Annotated in this window: 17 protein-coding genes; 6 read left to right on the top strand and 11 right to left on the bottom strand. The window is 58.4% G+C overall.

Annotation, left to right across the window (positions count from 1 at the left end):
* Positions 1-250: 250 nt before the first annotated feature.
* The 3 genes from AC0L2B_RS11465 to AC0L2B_RS11455 are packed head-to-tail and all read right to left on the bottom strand — an operon-like array spanning position 251 to position 2,593.
* Complete coding sequence (locus AC0L2B_RS11465; RefSeq protein ID WP_473745431.1) at positions 251-1,690, bottom strand: Shedu immune nuclease family protein; 1,440 nt, start codon at positions 1,688-1,690, stop codon at positions 251-253.
* Positions 1,687-2,043, bottom strand: a complete 357-nt coding sequence (locus AC0L2B_RS11460) for an abortive infection family protein (protein ID WP_473745429.1) — start codon at positions 2,041-2,043, stop codon at positions 1,687-1,689. The genes AC0L2B_RS11465 and AC0L2B_RS11460 overlap by 4 nt, the downstream gene beginning before the upstream one ends.
* A gap of 19 nt (positions 2,044-2,062) precedes the next feature.
* Entirely contained in the window at positions 2,063-2,593 is a 531-nt protein-coding gene (locus tag AC0L2B_RS11455; RefSeq protein ID WP_473745427.1) for a hypothetical protein, read from the bottom strand.
* A gap of 320 nt (positions 2,594-2,913) precedes the next feature.
* Between AC0L2B_RS11455 and AC0L2B_RS11450 the strand changes: the two genes are divergently transcribed.
* Positions 2,914-3,426, top strand: a complete 513-nt coding sequence (locus tag AC0L2B_RS11450) for a hypothetical protein (protein ID WP_473511940.1) — start codon at positions 2,914-2,916, stop codon at positions 3,424-3,426.
* Positions 3,427-3,457: 31 nt separating this feature from the next.
* Here the strand turns inward: AC0L2B_RS11450 and AC0L2B_RS11445 are convergent, their stop codons facing one another.
* Positions 3,458-4,033: a hypothetical protein gene (locus AC0L2B_RS11445; RefSeq protein ID WP_473745425.1), complete on the bottom strand. Its 576-nt coding sequence runs from the start codon at positions 4,031-4,033 to the stop codon at positions 3,458-3,460.
* A 65-nt stretch (positions 4,034-4,098) separates the two neighbouring features.
* Positions 4,099-4,737 (bottom strand): hypothetical protein, encoded by a 639-nt coding sequence (locus AC0L2B_RS11440; RefSeq protein WP_473745423.1) that lies wholly within the window; start codon positions 4,735-4,737, stop codon positions 4,099-4,101.
* A gap of 293 nt (positions 4,738-5,030) precedes the next feature.
* Here AC0L2B_RS11440 and AC0L2B_RS11435 point away from each other — a divergent pair, with 293 nt between their 5' ends.
* The 4 genes from AC0L2B_RS11435 to AC0L2B_RS11420 all read left to right on the top strand — a co-directional run bounded on the left by AC0L2B_RS11435 (position 5,031) and on the right by AC0L2B_RS11420 (position 7,624).
* Positions 5,031-5,360, top strand: coding sequence for a hypothetical protein (locus AC0L2B_RS11435; protein ID WP_473745421.1), 330 nt, complete (start codon positions 5,031-5,033; stop codon positions 5,358-5,360).
* 27 nt (positions 5,361-5,387) lie between these two features.
* Entirely contained in the window at positions 5,388-5,705 is a 318-nt protein-coding gene (locus tag AC0L2B_RS11430) for a hypothetical protein (protein WP_473745420.1), read from the top strand.
* An 848-nt stretch (positions 5,706-6,553) separates the two neighbouring features.
* Complete coding sequence (locus AC0L2B_RS11425) at positions 6,554-6,766, top strand: DUF2158 domain-containing protein (RefSeq protein ID WP_473511949.1); 213 nt, start codon at positions 6,554-6,556, stop codon at positions 6,764-6,766.
* Positions 6,767-6,793: 27 nt separating this feature from the next.
* Positions 6,794-7,624, top strand: a complete 831-nt coding sequence (locus AC0L2B_RS11420) for a hypothetical protein (protein ID WP_473745419.1) — start codon at positions 6,794-6,796, stop codon at positions 7,622-7,624.
* Here AC0L2B_RS11420 and AC0L2B_RS11415 read toward each other — a convergent pair.
* The 6 genes from AC0L2B_RS11415 to AC0L2B_RS11390 all read right to left on the bottom strand — a co-directional run bounded on the left by AC0L2B_RS11415 (position 7,611) and on the right by AC0L2B_RS11390 (position 14,907).
* The gene (locus AC0L2B_RS11415) at positions 7,611-7,916 is read right to left on the bottom strand and encodes a hypothetical protein (RefSeq protein ID WP_473511952.1); all 306 of its coding nucleotides are present in this window, start codon (positions 7,914-7,916) and stop codon (positions 7,611-7,613) included. The two genes, AC0L2B_RS11420 and AC0L2B_RS11415, sit on opposite strands and share 14 nt — an antisense overlap.
* A 433-nt stretch (positions 7,917-8,349) precedes the next feature.
* A complete protein-coding gene (locus tag AC0L2B_RS11410) occupies positions 8,350-9,111 on the bottom strand; it encodes an ATP-dependent DNA ligase (protein WP_473745418.1) in 762 nt (253 codons plus the stop codon).
* Positions 9,112-10,184: 1,073 nt separating this feature from the next.
* The gene (locus AC0L2B_RS11405) at positions 10,185-10,937 is read right to left on the bottom strand and encodes a hypothetical protein (RefSeq protein ID WP_473511957.1); all 753 of its coding nucleotides are present in this window, start codon (positions 10,935-10,937) and stop codon (positions 10,185-10,187) included.
* A gap of 16 nt (positions 10,938-10,953) precedes the next feature.
* Complete coding sequence (locus tag AC0L2B_RS11400) at positions 10,954-12,039, bottom strand: ComEC/Rec2 family competence protein (RefSeq protein ID WP_473745416.1); 1,086 nt, start codon at positions 12,037-12,039, stop codon at positions 10,954-10,956.
* 105 nt (positions 12,040-12,144) lie between these two features.
* On the bottom strand, positions 12,145-12,639 hold the full coding sequence (locus AC0L2B_RS11395; RefSeq protein ID WP_473745415.1) for a helicase HerA-like domain-containing protein: 495 nt from the start codon (positions 12,637-12,639) through the stop codon (positions 12,145-12,147).
* Positions 12,640-12,660: 21 nt separating this feature from the next.
* On the bottom strand, positions 12,661-14,907 hold the full coding sequence (locus AC0L2B_RS11390) for a heavy metal translocating P-type ATPase (protein WP_473745414.1): 2,247 nt from the start codon (positions 14,905-14,907) through the stop codon (positions 12,661-12,663).
* Between the two features lie 70 nt (positions 14,908-14,977).
* Between AC0L2B_RS11390 and AC0L2B_RS11385 the strand changes: the two genes are divergently transcribed.
* A complete protein-coding gene (locus tag AC0L2B_RS11385; RefSeq protein ID WP_473533036.1) occupies positions 14,978-15,400 on the top strand; it encodes a MerR family transcriptional regulator in 423 nt (140 codons plus the stop codon).
* Positions 15,401-15,412 lie beyond the last annotated feature (12 nt).

The following is a 15,412-nucleotide window of genomic DNA, read 5'->3' as shown; positions in this document are numbered from 1 at the left end:
AGCTCGGATTGATTGACTGGCACCGCCTTTATGTCCTGTTTATTGGCTAAGGCAAGTTCGGGCTCAATGGCACATAGGCGCATTGCCGACAGGCAGTTTAGGGGCCGTTAGCGGACTGGCAGCTTCCAGATGCAGCTCTTTTGTTGAAGACATTCAGGTCGGTGTGGGCATCGTAGTGACATGACCATAGGCGGTCGTTGGTTATCCCCAACCAACACCAGGCCGAGCGTTGGCGAAGCCGATCCTGACGCTATCGCGTCAACGTGTCCGTTGCAGGGGCAACCGTACTCGGTGGCTTGCTCAGGAACGCGTGCAGCGCCTTCAACTTGGCCAGTAGCTCATGGAATGTGATGACGATTACGTCGCGCAGGTTGTTCCGATAAAGCTCGAAGCTTTTCTTCTCGTCGTCCGTGGCGGGTTCGCAGCCGGCGATCACGATGCAGGGCACGGCGTAGGTGAAGACATCGTATGCCTTCGACGCGACCTTCTTGTTATTAATCTCGTTCTGCAGTTGATGGCGCTGGTCGAGTATCTGGGTGACGGCGCCCACTAACTCCTGCGACGGCGCGTGCACACCGCCTCGATACGTTTTTCTCTCCAGCAACGTTGTCTTCGGCGTCTTGATCTCGATCAACGCCAAGTTGCCGAACAGACCGAGCTTGATCGCGTAATCAGCCAGCTTGCCGCCGGAACCGTCGAACTTGGTGCCTCCAACCGCGACTTGGTCGCCGAAGGCCAAAGCCGGTAAGTTGAAAGCTAACTGCAGGACGAAAGCATTGCCGTTAAAGAATTCCTGCCAATGACGCTCTTGTAGACCCGCCTGACCTAGCTTCTTCTCGAACAGCTCAATCAGCTCCTCAAGGGATACCAATTCGATCTCGCGACGTAGGTCCAGGAGCTCAGCCGGTTCTTTCTCCGCGAGCGTCTTGACCGACTTCTTCACGGTGCGGGCCGCATCCTTTGCCTCTGCTTCCACCGATCGAGATCTGCCGATCAGCGTCTCGGCAAGGATGTCAGCCACCGGCTTCGCAGTCCCGTCGCCGATCGGCAGCTCGAACTCCGGATCGAGCATCAGGTTGAGCGTGGCGTCTAGGTATTCACGCTTGGCCTTGTTCGCCAAGTCGAGGGACCGCCTGTGGGTGCGGTTAATGTCGCGGCGCAATCTTTTGAAGAGTGAGTACGACATCGAAAGCGTGTCGCCCTTGCGCGACACGCCTTTGTCTTCCGAAAACCGCAACGTCGTTACGCCGGACTGCCGCTCGGCTGACTCGACGATGAACCGCATATCAAAAGCCAGCCCGAAGCCCGCGAGTGGCTCGCGGATGATGCCGTTGGGCAGCTCCTCGTAGTAGAGGTAGTCCCCATCCTCCATCGCTACCATCGGTGAGACCACACCCTCCAAAATGAGGGTCTTGAGGTGTAGGTACTTGGGCTCCAAGAAATAGGCGCCGAAGGTGGTGCCGACCGGATAAGTCGTCAGAGTCCTAGTCGACTTCTTGTACCGAGCGAGGATAATCGGCTCAGTCGGCACCTCGAAGTCCGAGTTCGCCTTCATTGCCCTCTCCAATCCGTCGCCCGTCAGCTGCAGCTCAAGTCTGTAATCACCAAAGTCGAGCGGATGGTACGCGATGCGAAGGCCCTCGTCCGCTCGATCCGGACTCAGCTTCGGGATGATGGGTCCGATACTCATGACGGTTCCTTCGGCTTTTCTTGCAGGGGCAGCTTTTGACAGGGATGTCTTATCTGCCATATCTTGATGATTAAGAGTGCTATCGCTGATGCCGAGTGGATGGCCACCTTGGCGATGCGGGCGTCGATACGACGGAAGCCCTTCTCTTTGCCATGGGCGCCACCGACGTGTGTACGCAGCGAGCCGATGCTCTCGACGGACGTCACTAAACCTGAGAGCACAGCCTTCACGTCGTTCACGATCTCGGGCGCCGCACGTTCTCTTGTAGGGTTGAGCCCCAGTGGATCCCGCACCGCCCGGTGAAGGCTCGTGATGTCCTGCTTCGCAGGGAAGTAGATCTCCAACTCGACCAAGATGGACCGGCACACGCTCTCAACAACAGCGCAGGCTGCAGTGACCGCGATCTCCGGGTCGTCGGCGGCCGCACGAAGAGCTCGATCTAGATCCCGGCTCACGGTGTCGAAGTCGATACTCGGCGGCCATGTCCGACAGCTCGCCGGTCACCGGCGCGGTCACAAGAACCTCGACCAGTCGCATAGTGCGGCCCGCCGACGCGAGCTTCAAGCCGTCGTAGAAAAGGTGCTCGTTGAGGTAATCGACTTCGGCAGCGTGCCGCTCCGGCTCCTTGATGAAGTCGCGGGGATCTGCGGCGCTTTCGATGATCCGCTTGAGCACCTCTCCGTTGCCAGTGTCGATGAAAATGGCCCAACGGATCGCTGTCTTGGTGGCCGTCACCCTGCTCTCGGCTTTCACGTCGAAGGGTACACCGAAGCGTTTGAACAAGCCTTCCAGCCGCCAGCCCTGACGATACAGGCCAATCGATGACGCATAGCCACTTGCCGAGTCGCCAGAGATGATCTCCGCGAGCGCATCTACGGATTGCTTTGGAAGGTCGATTCGCACGCACGAATTCTACACCAGTTCAGCGCGAAGACTTATAGATGCCCAACTTGCGATGATGATTAGGGGCTTTGGCGAGAGTATGAATTTGAAAACTGGTAACGTCCCCTTTTGCACGTACAGCGGGATCGGCGGCAAGGTCGGCTTTCAGGAAGTTACGAGGTGGATCTCTTCGGCCGACATTGAGGCGCCCATTTCCGGGTCGGGCATGCAGACGACTATCCGAGGCTCCTCCAGTTCCTGCGCGACGTTGACAAGGGCTTCTGGCTTTCTGCACCAGCTACAACGATGCCGTTCCGGTTCTGCCGCAAGCGGACGATCCGGTGACCATGCACTTCATCGCGCTTGACCCCTTGCCGTGGGGTGAGATCGAGCCTGGCAAATGGGCACGTATCGGCCATGTCGATAAGTCGCCGGTGGCCGGCATCACTGTGGAAGTGTTGACACGGCCTTGGGCCGCGCGGACCAATCAGCCCGAATGCAAGCCCGGCCATCTCTACAACTTCGCGCTGATGGCGCATGACGGGCGAAAGTTTGACTATGGCAGGCTTCTCGAAACCACGCGCAGGCTCCATCCGAAAGTCGTCCATATCTGCCTCGACAATTTCGAGGACTCTCTGCGCTTGACGATCCCCGCCGTTCTGGGCTCAGCTGCCATTATCGCGATAGTCGAAGAGCTGCTCGAGCGAGCACGCACACATGTCAGCCGCTCGCGCAACCCGGTCGCGCCCGATGCGGACAGCATCGCTTCGGAGTGGCCCGAGTATGTGCTGGGGCCGAAAGATCCGTTGTCCTTCCTAGGGCCCGACATGCCCTGCAGCTTCTTCAGTGTCTAATCGTTCCTCAACGTCTCTGCTGGTGGTATAGCTATAGTCCCAGCTTGCTGAAGAATATCTCGAAGATGGTGATGGCATTGCTGGCCTGGTTTTCGCCGCGAAACGCGACGCGCCTGTTGAACACAGTTATGTCCGTACGGTCACTGTTCGCTTTGTTCAGCGGCTTGTCCGACGACACATACGATGATTCAAGCTCGTCGAGAATCCAGAGATTGTGCGCATCGTAGTCGAGGTCTTCCGAGTCCTTCTTACGCCGCATGATGATGTCCTGGACATCTCCTTCCGATTTGTGTTTGCCATCGCCGTCTATCTCCAACGACTTGGAAAACAGGTCGAGCACGCATTTGCGCATCGAGACATAGTGGATGAGATCGTCCTTGCTCGTCTCCGAAATGCTTTCCATCAGCTGCGTGATTTTCTCGCTTAGCTCGCTGGGATTGTCGGATTTCAGCACCGCAGCAACCTGACTCCGCGTAGCAATCTCTTTCTCGTATTTCTTCTTTTGAAGGTGCAATTCGATATCCTGATTGGATGGGCGCATGGGCAATGCGGTGAAATCTATTTTGTTCGCGAGCGTGCGGTGCCCAGGGCGCATCAGACGAAACATAGTCCGCGATGCGCGCCTCCTTGGGCGCTTTCGCTCTGCAATCTCCGACCCGACGGCGGACCGGGCTATCTCAGCGGCCTTCTGCTCAATATCGTTCTGCGAAATCCCACTGAGCAGATCCGCATCGGTCTGGAACCGAAACTCGCCCCGTTCCAGCGACACGTTGTCGTTGAGGTAGTCTCCGAACACATAGGCTTTGATGACGAAGTTTCGGCCTTTGGATACGTCCCCATCCGGACCCGGCTCGTAGAATTCTTCGCCGAACTCGGGAATCGGGATTGCAGCGGGTTGTCAGTCACCTCGCGGCGATGCGCGACAAGGCTGACTTTGCTCTTGGCCACCCTCGGTGAATAGAACTTGAAGACGCGAACATGAAACGTCTTTTCTTCGTCATTCGCCTTGAGCGAGAACGTCCCGTTCTCAACCTTCATTTCGACAATCTGGCTGCTGTCCTTGCCCAGATAGTCGTTGAGCGACAGCGTGCCGGAGGCGTCCTTCGCCTCGCGGACGACGGAAGGGCAGGCGCAATCTTTGTCAACAAAGTAGGGAAGAAGCCGCTCCACCACCACGCGGCTGATGGTTTCGAGCCGCTTGTCCGGAGACTTCACCGACTTAATGCCGGAAATCTCGATGACGGTTCCGGTTTCCTTTGCGGTCGACTCGGCGACTTTCTCGTCAACGATGATATCCTTGTCTAGGCCCATCCTGAACGAACGGTCTTGAAATTCGCTTACAGTCGTACCGCTATACCCCCGCCAGTCGCCTGTAGCCCTTTGCTGCCAAGGCTTCCTCAAAAAAGAAGAGGCTTTCGTCCCGGGCTGTTATCCCCAGTGCTACCCAGTTGGGTAGCAAAATGGTAGCAGCGCGTTCGCCCCTTGTTCACGCGTTGGTTTCCAAACGTTTCCTGGGACACTCGGCGAATCCACGCTACACGCGCGCGACATGGATTGACGCTCTTCACGAACCGGGCAAAGCTGCGTGTTGGGGGAGCAGCGCAATGAAATCCGTACGCTCTGGAGCCTTGTTGTTGTCGATTCTGGGCATCTGGCCAGGCAGCGTTAGCATTTCCGATGCGCGTACAATTGACAACGCGAACATTGAAACGGCCGCCGAGATGAATGTCGCTGAGAATATCTGCGATATCAACTTCGAAAGTGGTCTCGGCAGCTTGGTTCACTTCGTCATGCTTGCCGCCGCGGAGCTTCGGGTGAGCCTCGATGCCGCCGCTCAAATGGCGGACGTCCGATCGCGCGAAATAATGAAGTTCATTGTGTCGAACAATCGCACGGCAGAATTTTGTCGAAAGGCGAAGAGTGGTAAGCTGTAGCCATAGCTGGCGACATTGGGGGGTCAAATGAAATGGATGCTAGCCGCCTTTGCGGTGCTTGTTCCTTCCGTGGCTTCAGCCGACGCAGTCGATAGTGCCTATTTGCTTTGCAAGATTGTCGATTCCACCGGATTTTCAACTCAACCTTGTGACGTTTCGGGATGGGGCGGGACGGTAACGGCCTATTTGGATATGGACAGTTCGAACGCTCACCAGGCGTGCGAAGCGATGGCTGCGAAGATGAACTCGTTGGGTCGCCATTTTGAAGGTCGCCAGTGGACGCTTCAGATCAAGTCTCCCTGTAGTGGCGAGAACAGTATCGCTTACTGCAACCTGCCCCAATGACGCCATGAAGGCGATCGTAGCGAATCCTTTCGCGGTGGGTTTCCTCACGTTCATAGTCTCAAGGATTGGCCTGTCTCCCTTCGTGGGTGTTCGGGCGTGCAGCGATGGTTGGCATTCGATGTCGATTGGCCGCCGCGGCGCATGCTCCTGGCATGGTGGCGTGGGAGGGCTAGACCACGGCAATTGGGTCATGCCTGCCACGATCGCGCTAGGTGTGGCGGCCGGTGTTACGTGGAACGCCCTGAGATCGAAATGGGGCGGCACAGCAGACCCAATTGAGGAATGGAGGCCGCTGCACTTGCCGTCGCCCACCGAAGCGCCGCCCGCGCCTTCGAAAATGGACGAGGTTTCGAAATTAGGGGTGCAGTCTGTCTCTCAACAAGGCGCCTGGCTGCGGTGTCCAAAGTGCTCTGCGGGAATGAAGCTGCGAATGGCTCATCAAGGAAGATTTGCCGGCCGCCAGTTCTGGGGATGCAGCCGCTTCCCGTCCTGCAGCGAGATCGTGAACATCAGCCCGGCCGTTGCAACGACGGGGACTCCGCCAACTGCGGTGCCTGGCCCAGCGTCCACCGCCATCGCGCCAGAAGAAATGGCACGACTGCGGTAACAAACGCGACGAGCGACTGAGGAGTCTGCCGCCTACATTACGGCAGAGTTGGCCAAGGCGAAGGCGAGAACGTTTAGGCAGTTCAAAACCGGTCGGGAAATATCGACCCTATCACAAGCGTCACAGATGACAGTGCCTCCTGCCCCGCCCTGTGAATTGCGGGACGTCCATCATATCCGATGGCGAGGGGCGCGGCGTGAGCGCACGCTGAAGTTCGCGATTCGGACGCATGGAGGCGGAAATGACTGAGGACGATTTCACTGTTGGCGACGAAGTAGTCCACCGAACAGGTGGAAAGAAGATGATTTATACTGGCAAGGGTATGCTTGGTGAGGCCATTTGCGAATGGTTTGATGGGCTTAGAAGGCATCAGGAAACATTCGCATTCGTCGCATTGAAGAAATTCGAAGAGCCAGCAGCATCGGTTTTGGCTGGCAGTTCGACGCGCGTATAGCTCGGGCCTGACGTAACGTTGCCCCCGATGGAAATCGACAGGATCGACAAGGATGAACTGGAGCCGGACGGCAAGAAGAAGGCTGCCCGAGCAGCGATAAATGCTCTTGCGGGCTCAATTCCCTTCGTCGGAGGCTTGATCTCCGCTGGCGTCGGCTACTGGTCTGAACAAGAGCAGGAGCAAGTCACCAACATTCTGAGGCAATGGCTCCAGATGCTTGAGGACGAGCTTCGTGACAAGGGAAAGACGATCGCGGAAATTGTGGCGCGGTTGGACATGAAGGACGAAGCTATCAAGGAGCGCATAGAGTCTCCCGAATATCAGGCGCTGATGAAAAAGGCGTTCCGCAACTGGCCGTCGATCGACACAGAATTTAAGCGCGAGCGCATCCGGAATATCTTGGCGAACTCCGCTGCGGCCAACACCACTTCCGACGACGTCATTAAATTGTTCATCGACTGGATGGACCTATACTCAGATTTCCATTTTGAAGTCATCGGAGAAATCTATCGAAACCCAGGTATCACCCGGGGTGCAATGTGGGACAATTTGGATAAGCCAGATGTCAGGGAAGACTCGGCGGAAGCCGATCTTTTCAAAATGCTCATCCGAGATCTGACGCTCGGAAGCGTGATCCGCCAGCATCGCCCTACGGACTATGATGGCAATTTTCTCAGGAAACCAACTGCCAAGCGATCTGCGCCAGGTCATGCACCGCGAACGGCGAAGTCGGCATTTGACGAAGTCGAACCTTATGAGCTCACGGATCTAGGAAAGCAGTTTGTACACTACGCCATGAACGAGATAACGGCGAAAATTGAATTTCAGGAAACTGCTGAGCCCGTTAAGCCTGAATGACGCCCCTAACCCTAGCCGAGCGTTCTCGCGGCGCCTTCACCATTCGGCTGGCCCCGCTAGGGTTGTCCAGACTGGACGCTTCACTGCGAACGCTCGACTGCAAACGTTGCCGCGTCATCTCCTTCGCCGGCCTGGAGAAATTCAACGACAGCAGAAAGAAGTTCATGGCGAGCTCAATCGTGCCGCTTTCCGTCTCCAGCTCGAGGAGCCCTATCAACGGCTCTGCCGATAGCAGTGTGGTGTCGACGGCGATGAGCTTGGCGAATCCGGATTTGCTGGGATTGCGTTTCATGGTGCCTCCCTCGCGGATCTAACCTACAGGCAATCTGTTGATTGCGCGAGCAGCCGAAAACCAAAGATCAACGGCGGCGTTGCGCTTAATCGGATCGCGCAACCAGGAGCACCAGCATGAGCGAGCCGGAACAGGATTTTGCCGAGAAGTCCGCAAGCGCATTAGAGAGATCGCCGTAAACGATCGCGACGAACGGGCAGGGCTACAGTTAGTTCGCATGGCTATCGAAATGACATGTCCCGCCGGCGAGGAAGCTGTCTTGGGTCTCTATGGTCCCTTGCCGGTTCATGAGGGTGAAGCGCTGGCTAAGGCCATAATCGAAACCGTCGATCGGTTAAGTCGTCCAACCGAGGCTACTCCTCGTCACTGAAACCCAACAGCGTTGCATGACGTATGTGGCCGTGCTCGCCACGAAGATGCTTGACGCGCAGTTTCACCCCGGGTTTGACCCATTGCGTCGCCGGCCGCTTCTCATGGCCTTGGGCGGCGGTCCGGCGTGTTCCTGGACACGCTTCCACAGTCGGTCCCGTATGTCATGGCCCAACGTGATGAAGGCAGAACCGGCATAGTTCCCGGTGCCGGGCTCGGCCAAAAGTGCGAACGCCGCTTTGCCCCGCTCACGCTCGACGCCCAGCAGCTCGAATTCGTCGACGGTGAAGCTCTTTGTGTTCAGCCAGTTCGTCGTCGGGCCGCTACGATACTTGCTGCCGCGGCGCTTCGAAACGATCCCCTCGAGGCCGGCCTTGTCGACGAGATAGTACACCGCGTCACCATCGCCAGGCATCTCCTCGCTGAACTGGATGCGGCTGCCAGTCGGGATCAATCCATGCAGGATCTCGCGCCGCTCCTCGACAGCTAGATCGCGCAGATCCTGGCCGTTGAGGTGCAGCAGATCGAAGGCGCCGAGATAGAGATCATGCTGGCGCTGCGTGATCGCTCTGCGAAGTGCGGCAAAGTCTGGCAGGCCGGCTTCGTTGGTGACGATGGTCTCGCCCTCGATGATCGCGCTGCCGAGATCGAGTTCCTTCGCGGCTTCGACCAGGTCGCGATACTTGGCCGACCAGTCGAGGCCGGTTTTGGTGTAGATGCGGACGTCAGGTCCATTGATGACGATCTGGGAGCGGTAGCCGTCGAGCTTGATCTCGTGAATCCAGTCCTCGCCACCGGGCGGCTTGGCGACCAGCTTGGGCTCCATTGGAGGAATAAACGCCAGCCTGGCCCCACTCATGCAAACCCCACGCAACCATCCTATTCAATAAGATTTGAATGTTTAGGTTCCGCTAATAAAAAGCCCACCCCGGGGAACGGGACGCGGGCTGATCGGCCATCTGATCGCACAGCAATTGTCTGCGAGAACATGCTGCGAAGACCCAAACTTTATGTCTCAAGCCTTTGTTCCAAACGCAAAAAAGCCCGCCGCACCTTTCGGCACGGCGGGCAGATCAGTCGTTCACCAAGCACGAGGGGTGGGCGGGATGTGCCCGGATCGAATGAAATCCTATGCGCGCCGCCGGCGCCCGTCTACCAACCGGGAGTTGGACCGATTCCGCATGGCCGGCCTTCCAACGCCGCGGCTGGGCCTATTCAATCTTCTGCCGCCGCCGGGACATCGCCGCGAAGAGCATTGCCTCCCGGTTAAATGCGGCTGGTGTCAGAGTTTGGTGAAGTCGTACTCTCGCTAGTGGGGCGCGAGCAGCGTGGTCGCAATTCCGGTAAAGAACCCTCCAAACATTTTTACCATGTCTGATGCCGACTTTAACTTTGCCTGATTCTCCGGAGTGTCTTTGGTAACCCACAACACCCCAATTGATCCTAAAAAGGCGATCCCGATTCGATTACCATTAGCGCCAAATACGGGATCATCCAACCCAAGTCTGGCTTGGGCGGCGTCGCCGGGGCTGCTGCACTTTGGGCGAAAGCAGTACTCACAAATAAGCTTGAGACCTGCAGCCAGCGGCTAACCCAAAAATATATGGTTACTGCGAGACTGAGAACACCTAATATCGCTGCCATCAGGGTCATCAGAGAATAGCTGGCGTTGTGAACCTGAAGCTCAAACTGATCGCCGTATCTGATGTACCTCATATTTTCCTCGCGGTGCCGAGGCTCCATCTTGTAGATGTCAAAAAGGCATCCAACCGCGTGGCCATCCTTTCGTGACGCGCCTCCCTCCTTCGGACTTCTCGCCCTCCACTGCGATAGGAAATAAAACCCCCGATCGATACCAGCACCACCATCATGAAAAACGGCATCCAGCTCCATGGATTATTAGGGTCGCCCAGCACTTTTGTCCCCCGCTTCTGACATTAAAGTTTCACAGCTTAGAATGAGCTGCCGTTCGTATTGGTCGGAAGCTTCAAGGACCGTTTTTTTACCAACGAAAAAGAAGAAGAATCCTGCGTGGATTGCAGCGATGACTAAAACAGTGAAGACTTGGAGGAGAGAAGGGTCGTTTGGGACATTCATTTTTCGTGAGATGATGAGCAGACAGATACCCACCACCAATGAGTTGAGCGTCAGCGCAGGCCACTTCGCGCCGTACAAATTGCGGCGGAACCCATAGGTTTTGTTTTCCTCGAACAAGATTTTGAACCTCGCAGTGTCACGAGTTCTCTCTCGGAGCCAGTTTCCGCATCTCTCGTAGAAGCCATCCGCGCTGCGCGGATTGTCGAGCTCCATCTCGCCCGCAGGGCCTGGTTCGCCAAGCTGTTTTGCCAAGAAATTCCGATATCGGTCCTTCGTCTCGTTGGCAAATTGCGGGTCTCCGCGCCGAAGCAATGTGATAGTCGGGCGACCGCCTGTGGTTTTGAAAATCTCGCGTTCAGCCTTTTTGCCGAACCTGCGCGCTATGTCCGAGAAGCCGACAAAGATCACCGCGACCGAGACCGTCGTGATCGCCTGAGGCAAGCTGAAAGTGTTCCAAGTGACCGCGACAGTCGCAAGCGCTAATGCCGGAGCAATGGCCCAAATCGCCGGGAGAAGCCGCGCGCGGATACTATAGGCGTCGAGAAAACCCATCATCTGACCCCATCCGTCGTTATTCTTCGATCTCATCCGGATACGGCTCCTGGGTCGCTGGCCCCATATCCGCTCGATCAGGAGCATTGTAACCAGTTCGCACGTTACCGCCTTCGGTGGTGAGCACCCTCGCTCCGCGATGCTTCATCGCTCTTATCACTGCTTTTCGCGGGTGATCGGCGTCGGCCTTCGCCGAGCTGATAATTGCCGAGAACAGCTCCTGTCCTGCGGCTGGCATCTGCGCAAGGCGAGGCCCGAGCCACTGGTCAAGAATGGCAGTAGATAGGCCCCTGCGCGAACCGTGATGCGGCACCTGAAACTTGTCTATGCCCGGCAAAGTAAGTCCAGCGAATGGCGCGTAGATCGCTGCCTCTGCAAGCGAATCTTGGTTGCAGTCCCCTGTCAGCAAGTAAGTGAGGTTGGCGAACCTGGTGAATTGGACCACCGACATCCGGTTTTCGGCACTCACCGCTTCGGTTGAAAAGACCTCGTATCCCCATCCTCGCTTGACCAAATTAGTCGCTGCGCGCGCAACCTGACCGATCGACTCGAGCACGCTTCCGAGGCCAGACGTCATCGTTTGTTTGATCGCTGGTGATTTCTCGGACTCGACAACAAGATCAAGATATCTCGCCTTGGTCGGTGATAGGACACGAAAAATACCGACCTGCGCGCCCTGAAATGGCTCAAAGATTGGTATCCCGCGGCGAATGGCAATCTCTTCGAGCGCGGCGAGGTTTGAGAATTCGTCCTTCAATGCGCGCGCCAGGTTGTCTGCATTCGAGTACCGATTGAACCGGTGGACAATTTCGGCGGCATAGATCCACGGCCGTAGCATCCAAAGCGCCCCAACATTAAACTGTTCCAGGATGTGGCGAAGACCGCCGGCATGATCGCCGTCATTGTGGGTGCAGAGGACGTGGTGGATATAACCAGAGCCGTAATTGCCTCTTATGTGCTGCTCCAGTTTTTCTCCGGTGTCGACATACCCGCCGTCGACCACCTGGATAGTCACTTGTCCGTTGACGTAGTGTCGAATTGCAATCGCGTCGCCACTCTTCCGAGTTTCGACATCCAAAAATTCAATTTCGAGAAAATCCGGCATGGCCCACCCCTTTAATACAGCGGGCCACAATGCGCCCCTGTGGGGGGATTTGCTAATTGGACGCTGGGAATTCCACCGAATTATTCTATAAGAATCCAGCCATCTTCAGTCCAGCGGCAGCAACAACCGCCCGGCCAGCCATTTCTGCCAGCCGGCGGGCGGAACCCTTGCCCGGCGCCGCACTGATATCGATCGAGGGAACGTGCCGCAGATAGAGGTTCGGCACAGGCTCCATTGCCTCGCCATCCGGACCCGAGTCGATGCCCCTCGCCCCAACTTGCGCCGGTTGAAAGCGCGGCCGGCGACGTGGTCTGCGAGCCCGGCATGATATTTCTTCCGCAACGGTGTCGACTCAAGCACGACCTGGCGCTCTTCATCTGAAATCGGTCCAATCTGCCCGGCGGGCATGATCACCTTCACCTTTTCGACTTCGGTCGGCACATTGTCCTCGCCGACTACCGAGACCAGAGCCTCGCCAATCTTCAGCGTTGGCAGTTCCTCTCGAGTCTTGAAGCCCTTGCGCGGGCGAATTGTATCGGCAGCCGCTTGATCTTCTTCAGCGACTCCGCAGTGTGCGCGTTGCTCATCGAGCCGTCCCAAACGACATAAAGGCGCGGCAATCTACATCCCACCTTTCCAGCGCAACAGCCGCATGGCGTTGGCTGTCACCAGCACCGTCGCGCCTGTGTCGGCGAGAATGGCGGGCCACAGGCCGGTGATGCCGACTACGGTCGTCACCAGGAACACCGCCTTCAGCCCCAACGCCATGGTGATGTTCTGCTTGATGTTGGCCATGGTCGCCTGAGACAGTTTTATCATCGCCGCGACATCGCCGACGCGGCCATGCAGCACCGCCGCATCTGCCGTCTCCAGGGCGACATCGGTGCCGCCGCCCATGGCAATGCCGATGTCGGCCGCGGCGAGCGCCGGCGCATCGTTGATGCCGTCGCCGACCTTAGCGACCGTCAGCCCCTGCCCTTTCAACTCGCCGACAATGCGCTGCTTGTCTTCGGGCAGCAGTTCCGAGCGCACCTCGATATCGAGGTGCTTGCCGATTGCTGCCGCCGTGCGCTGGTTGTCGCCAGTCAGCATGACAGTCCTGATGCCAACATCGGTCAGCGCCTTCAGGCCGGCCTGCGCGTCCGGCCGAGGCTCGTCGCGCATGGCGATGAAACCGGCCAGCACATCGTTGATCAGCAGCACCGACACCGACTTGCCCTGGTCGTTGAGTTCGGCGATGCAGGCCGCCTGCTCGGCCGGCAGCGCGACCTTCTCGCCTCCAGCGATCGGCGAGCCCAGGAAGACGTTCTTACCGCCAATGCGACCGACGACGCCCTTGCCGCCGAGCGCCTTGGCCTCCGCCGCCGGCGGCACCGGCACGCGATCGGCCTTGGCCTTTCGCAGGATAGCCAGGGCAAGCGGATGGCTCGATCCGGTTTCGAGTGCAGCGGCCAGCGACAGCACCTCTTTTTCGCTGATCCCGATGGCCACGACATCCGTCACCACGGGCTTGCCTTCAGTCAGCGTCCCGGTCTTGTCCAAAGCCACGGCGGTGATCTTGCCCAAGCCTTCCAGCACCGCGCCGCCTTTCATTAAAAGACCACGCCTGGCGCCGGCCGAGAGCGAGGCGGCGATTGCCGCCGGCACCGATATGACGAGCGCGCAGGGGCAGCCGATGAGCAGCAGCGCCAGGCCTTTGTAGATCCATTCGTTCCAGTCGCCGCCGAAGGCCAGCGGCGGGACGACGGCCACCAGAGCCCCCACGGCGACGACGGCGGGCGTATACCAGCGTGAGAAATGGTCGATGAAGCGTTCCGTCGGCGCCTTACTTTCCTGGGCCTCCTCGACCAGCTTGACGATGCGGGCGATGGTGTTGTCGGACGCCGCAGCCGTGACGATGACGCGCAACACGCCGTCGCCATTGATGGTGCCGGCGAATACGTCCGCGTCGACGCCCTTGCGCACCGGCATGCTTTCCCCCGACACCGGCGATTCATCGATGGCGCTTTCGCCCTCGATGATCTTGCCGTCGGCTGGAATGCGATCGCCCGGCCGCACCAGAATGACGGCGCCAACCCCAAGGGCTTCGGCCGGAACTTCGCGCGTGGCGCCATTCTCCTCCAGGAATGCCGTCTTGGGCACCAGCGTGGTCAGCGCCTGGATGCTGGAGCGCGCCTTGCCGGCGGCCACGCCTTCCAGCAACTCGCCGACGAGGAACAGGAAGACCACGGTGGCGGCTTCCTCGCCGGCACCGATGATGACGGCGCCGATCGCGGCGATGGTCATCAGCATTTCGATGGTGAAGGGAATGCCGGCGAGCGCGGCCATCACAGCTCGCCGTGCAATCGGCACCAGTCCGATCAGCATGGCGGCAATGAAAAGCCAGACGCCGGTGGCCGGCCAGACATAGTGAATCGCAAAAGCTGCGGCCGATGCGGCGCCGCTGGCGATGCTCAGCCGGCCTTTGGCGCTGTTCCACCACGGCCCCGTGGCCGGCGTGTGGTCGTGGCCATGCAAGCCCTCCACGTCGTCGTGGTCATCTTTGGCTGTGCCGGCATGGTCGCGGCCAGCATGGTCGTGGCCAGCGTGGTCATGGCCGCCTTTGGTGCCGTGCCCGGCCGGTTTGGCGTTCTGTCCGGCTTCGCTCGTGAGCTGAGCCACAGAATAGCCGAGGCCCCTGACCTTCTTTTCGATCGCGGCGAGGTCGCTTTCGGCAGTGTGCCTGACGGTCATGGTGGCGGCAGTGACCGAGACGTTCACATCCCGGACTCCATGCATGCGGCGCACCGCGCCATCGATTTTCGTCGCGCAGCCGGCACAATCCATGCCTTCGACGCGATAACGGGTTTGTGGGGCGGTTGCAGCCATCGTCTCACTCCTTGAACCATTCCAGCGGCACGCTACATTCTCTAGCGACTAGAGGAGCAAGCGAAAAATCATGCGCAGTGTCCCGATTGGCGAAGCGGCACGACAGAGCGGCGTGAAAGTGCCGACCATCCGCTACTATGAGCATATCGGCCTGCTGCCCGCGCCGAACCGCAGCGAGGGAAATCGACGGCACTATGAAACCAGCGATTTGCGCCGGCTGGCGTTTATTCGCCATTCACGCGAGTTGGGGTTCGGCATCGAAGCCATCCGCACCCTGCTGACGTTGCAGGATAATCCCAGCCAGCCCTGCGCCACGGCCGATACCATAGCCCAGGCGCGGCTGGCCGACGTCGTTCAGCGGATACGCAGCCTCACGGCATTGAAGGCCGAACTTGAACTCATGGTCGAAGGCTGCCGGCACGGGAAGGTCGGCGAATGCCGGGTGATTGAGGTGCTGGCCGATCACAGCCAATGCGAACACGCCCGGCACTGACTGGACCCGATC

This window comes from Mesorhizobium sp. WSM4815 (assembly GCF_055811575.1).
Note: the sequence above shows the minus strand (reverse complement) of the source record. Positions and strands in the feature narration are given on the sequence as shown.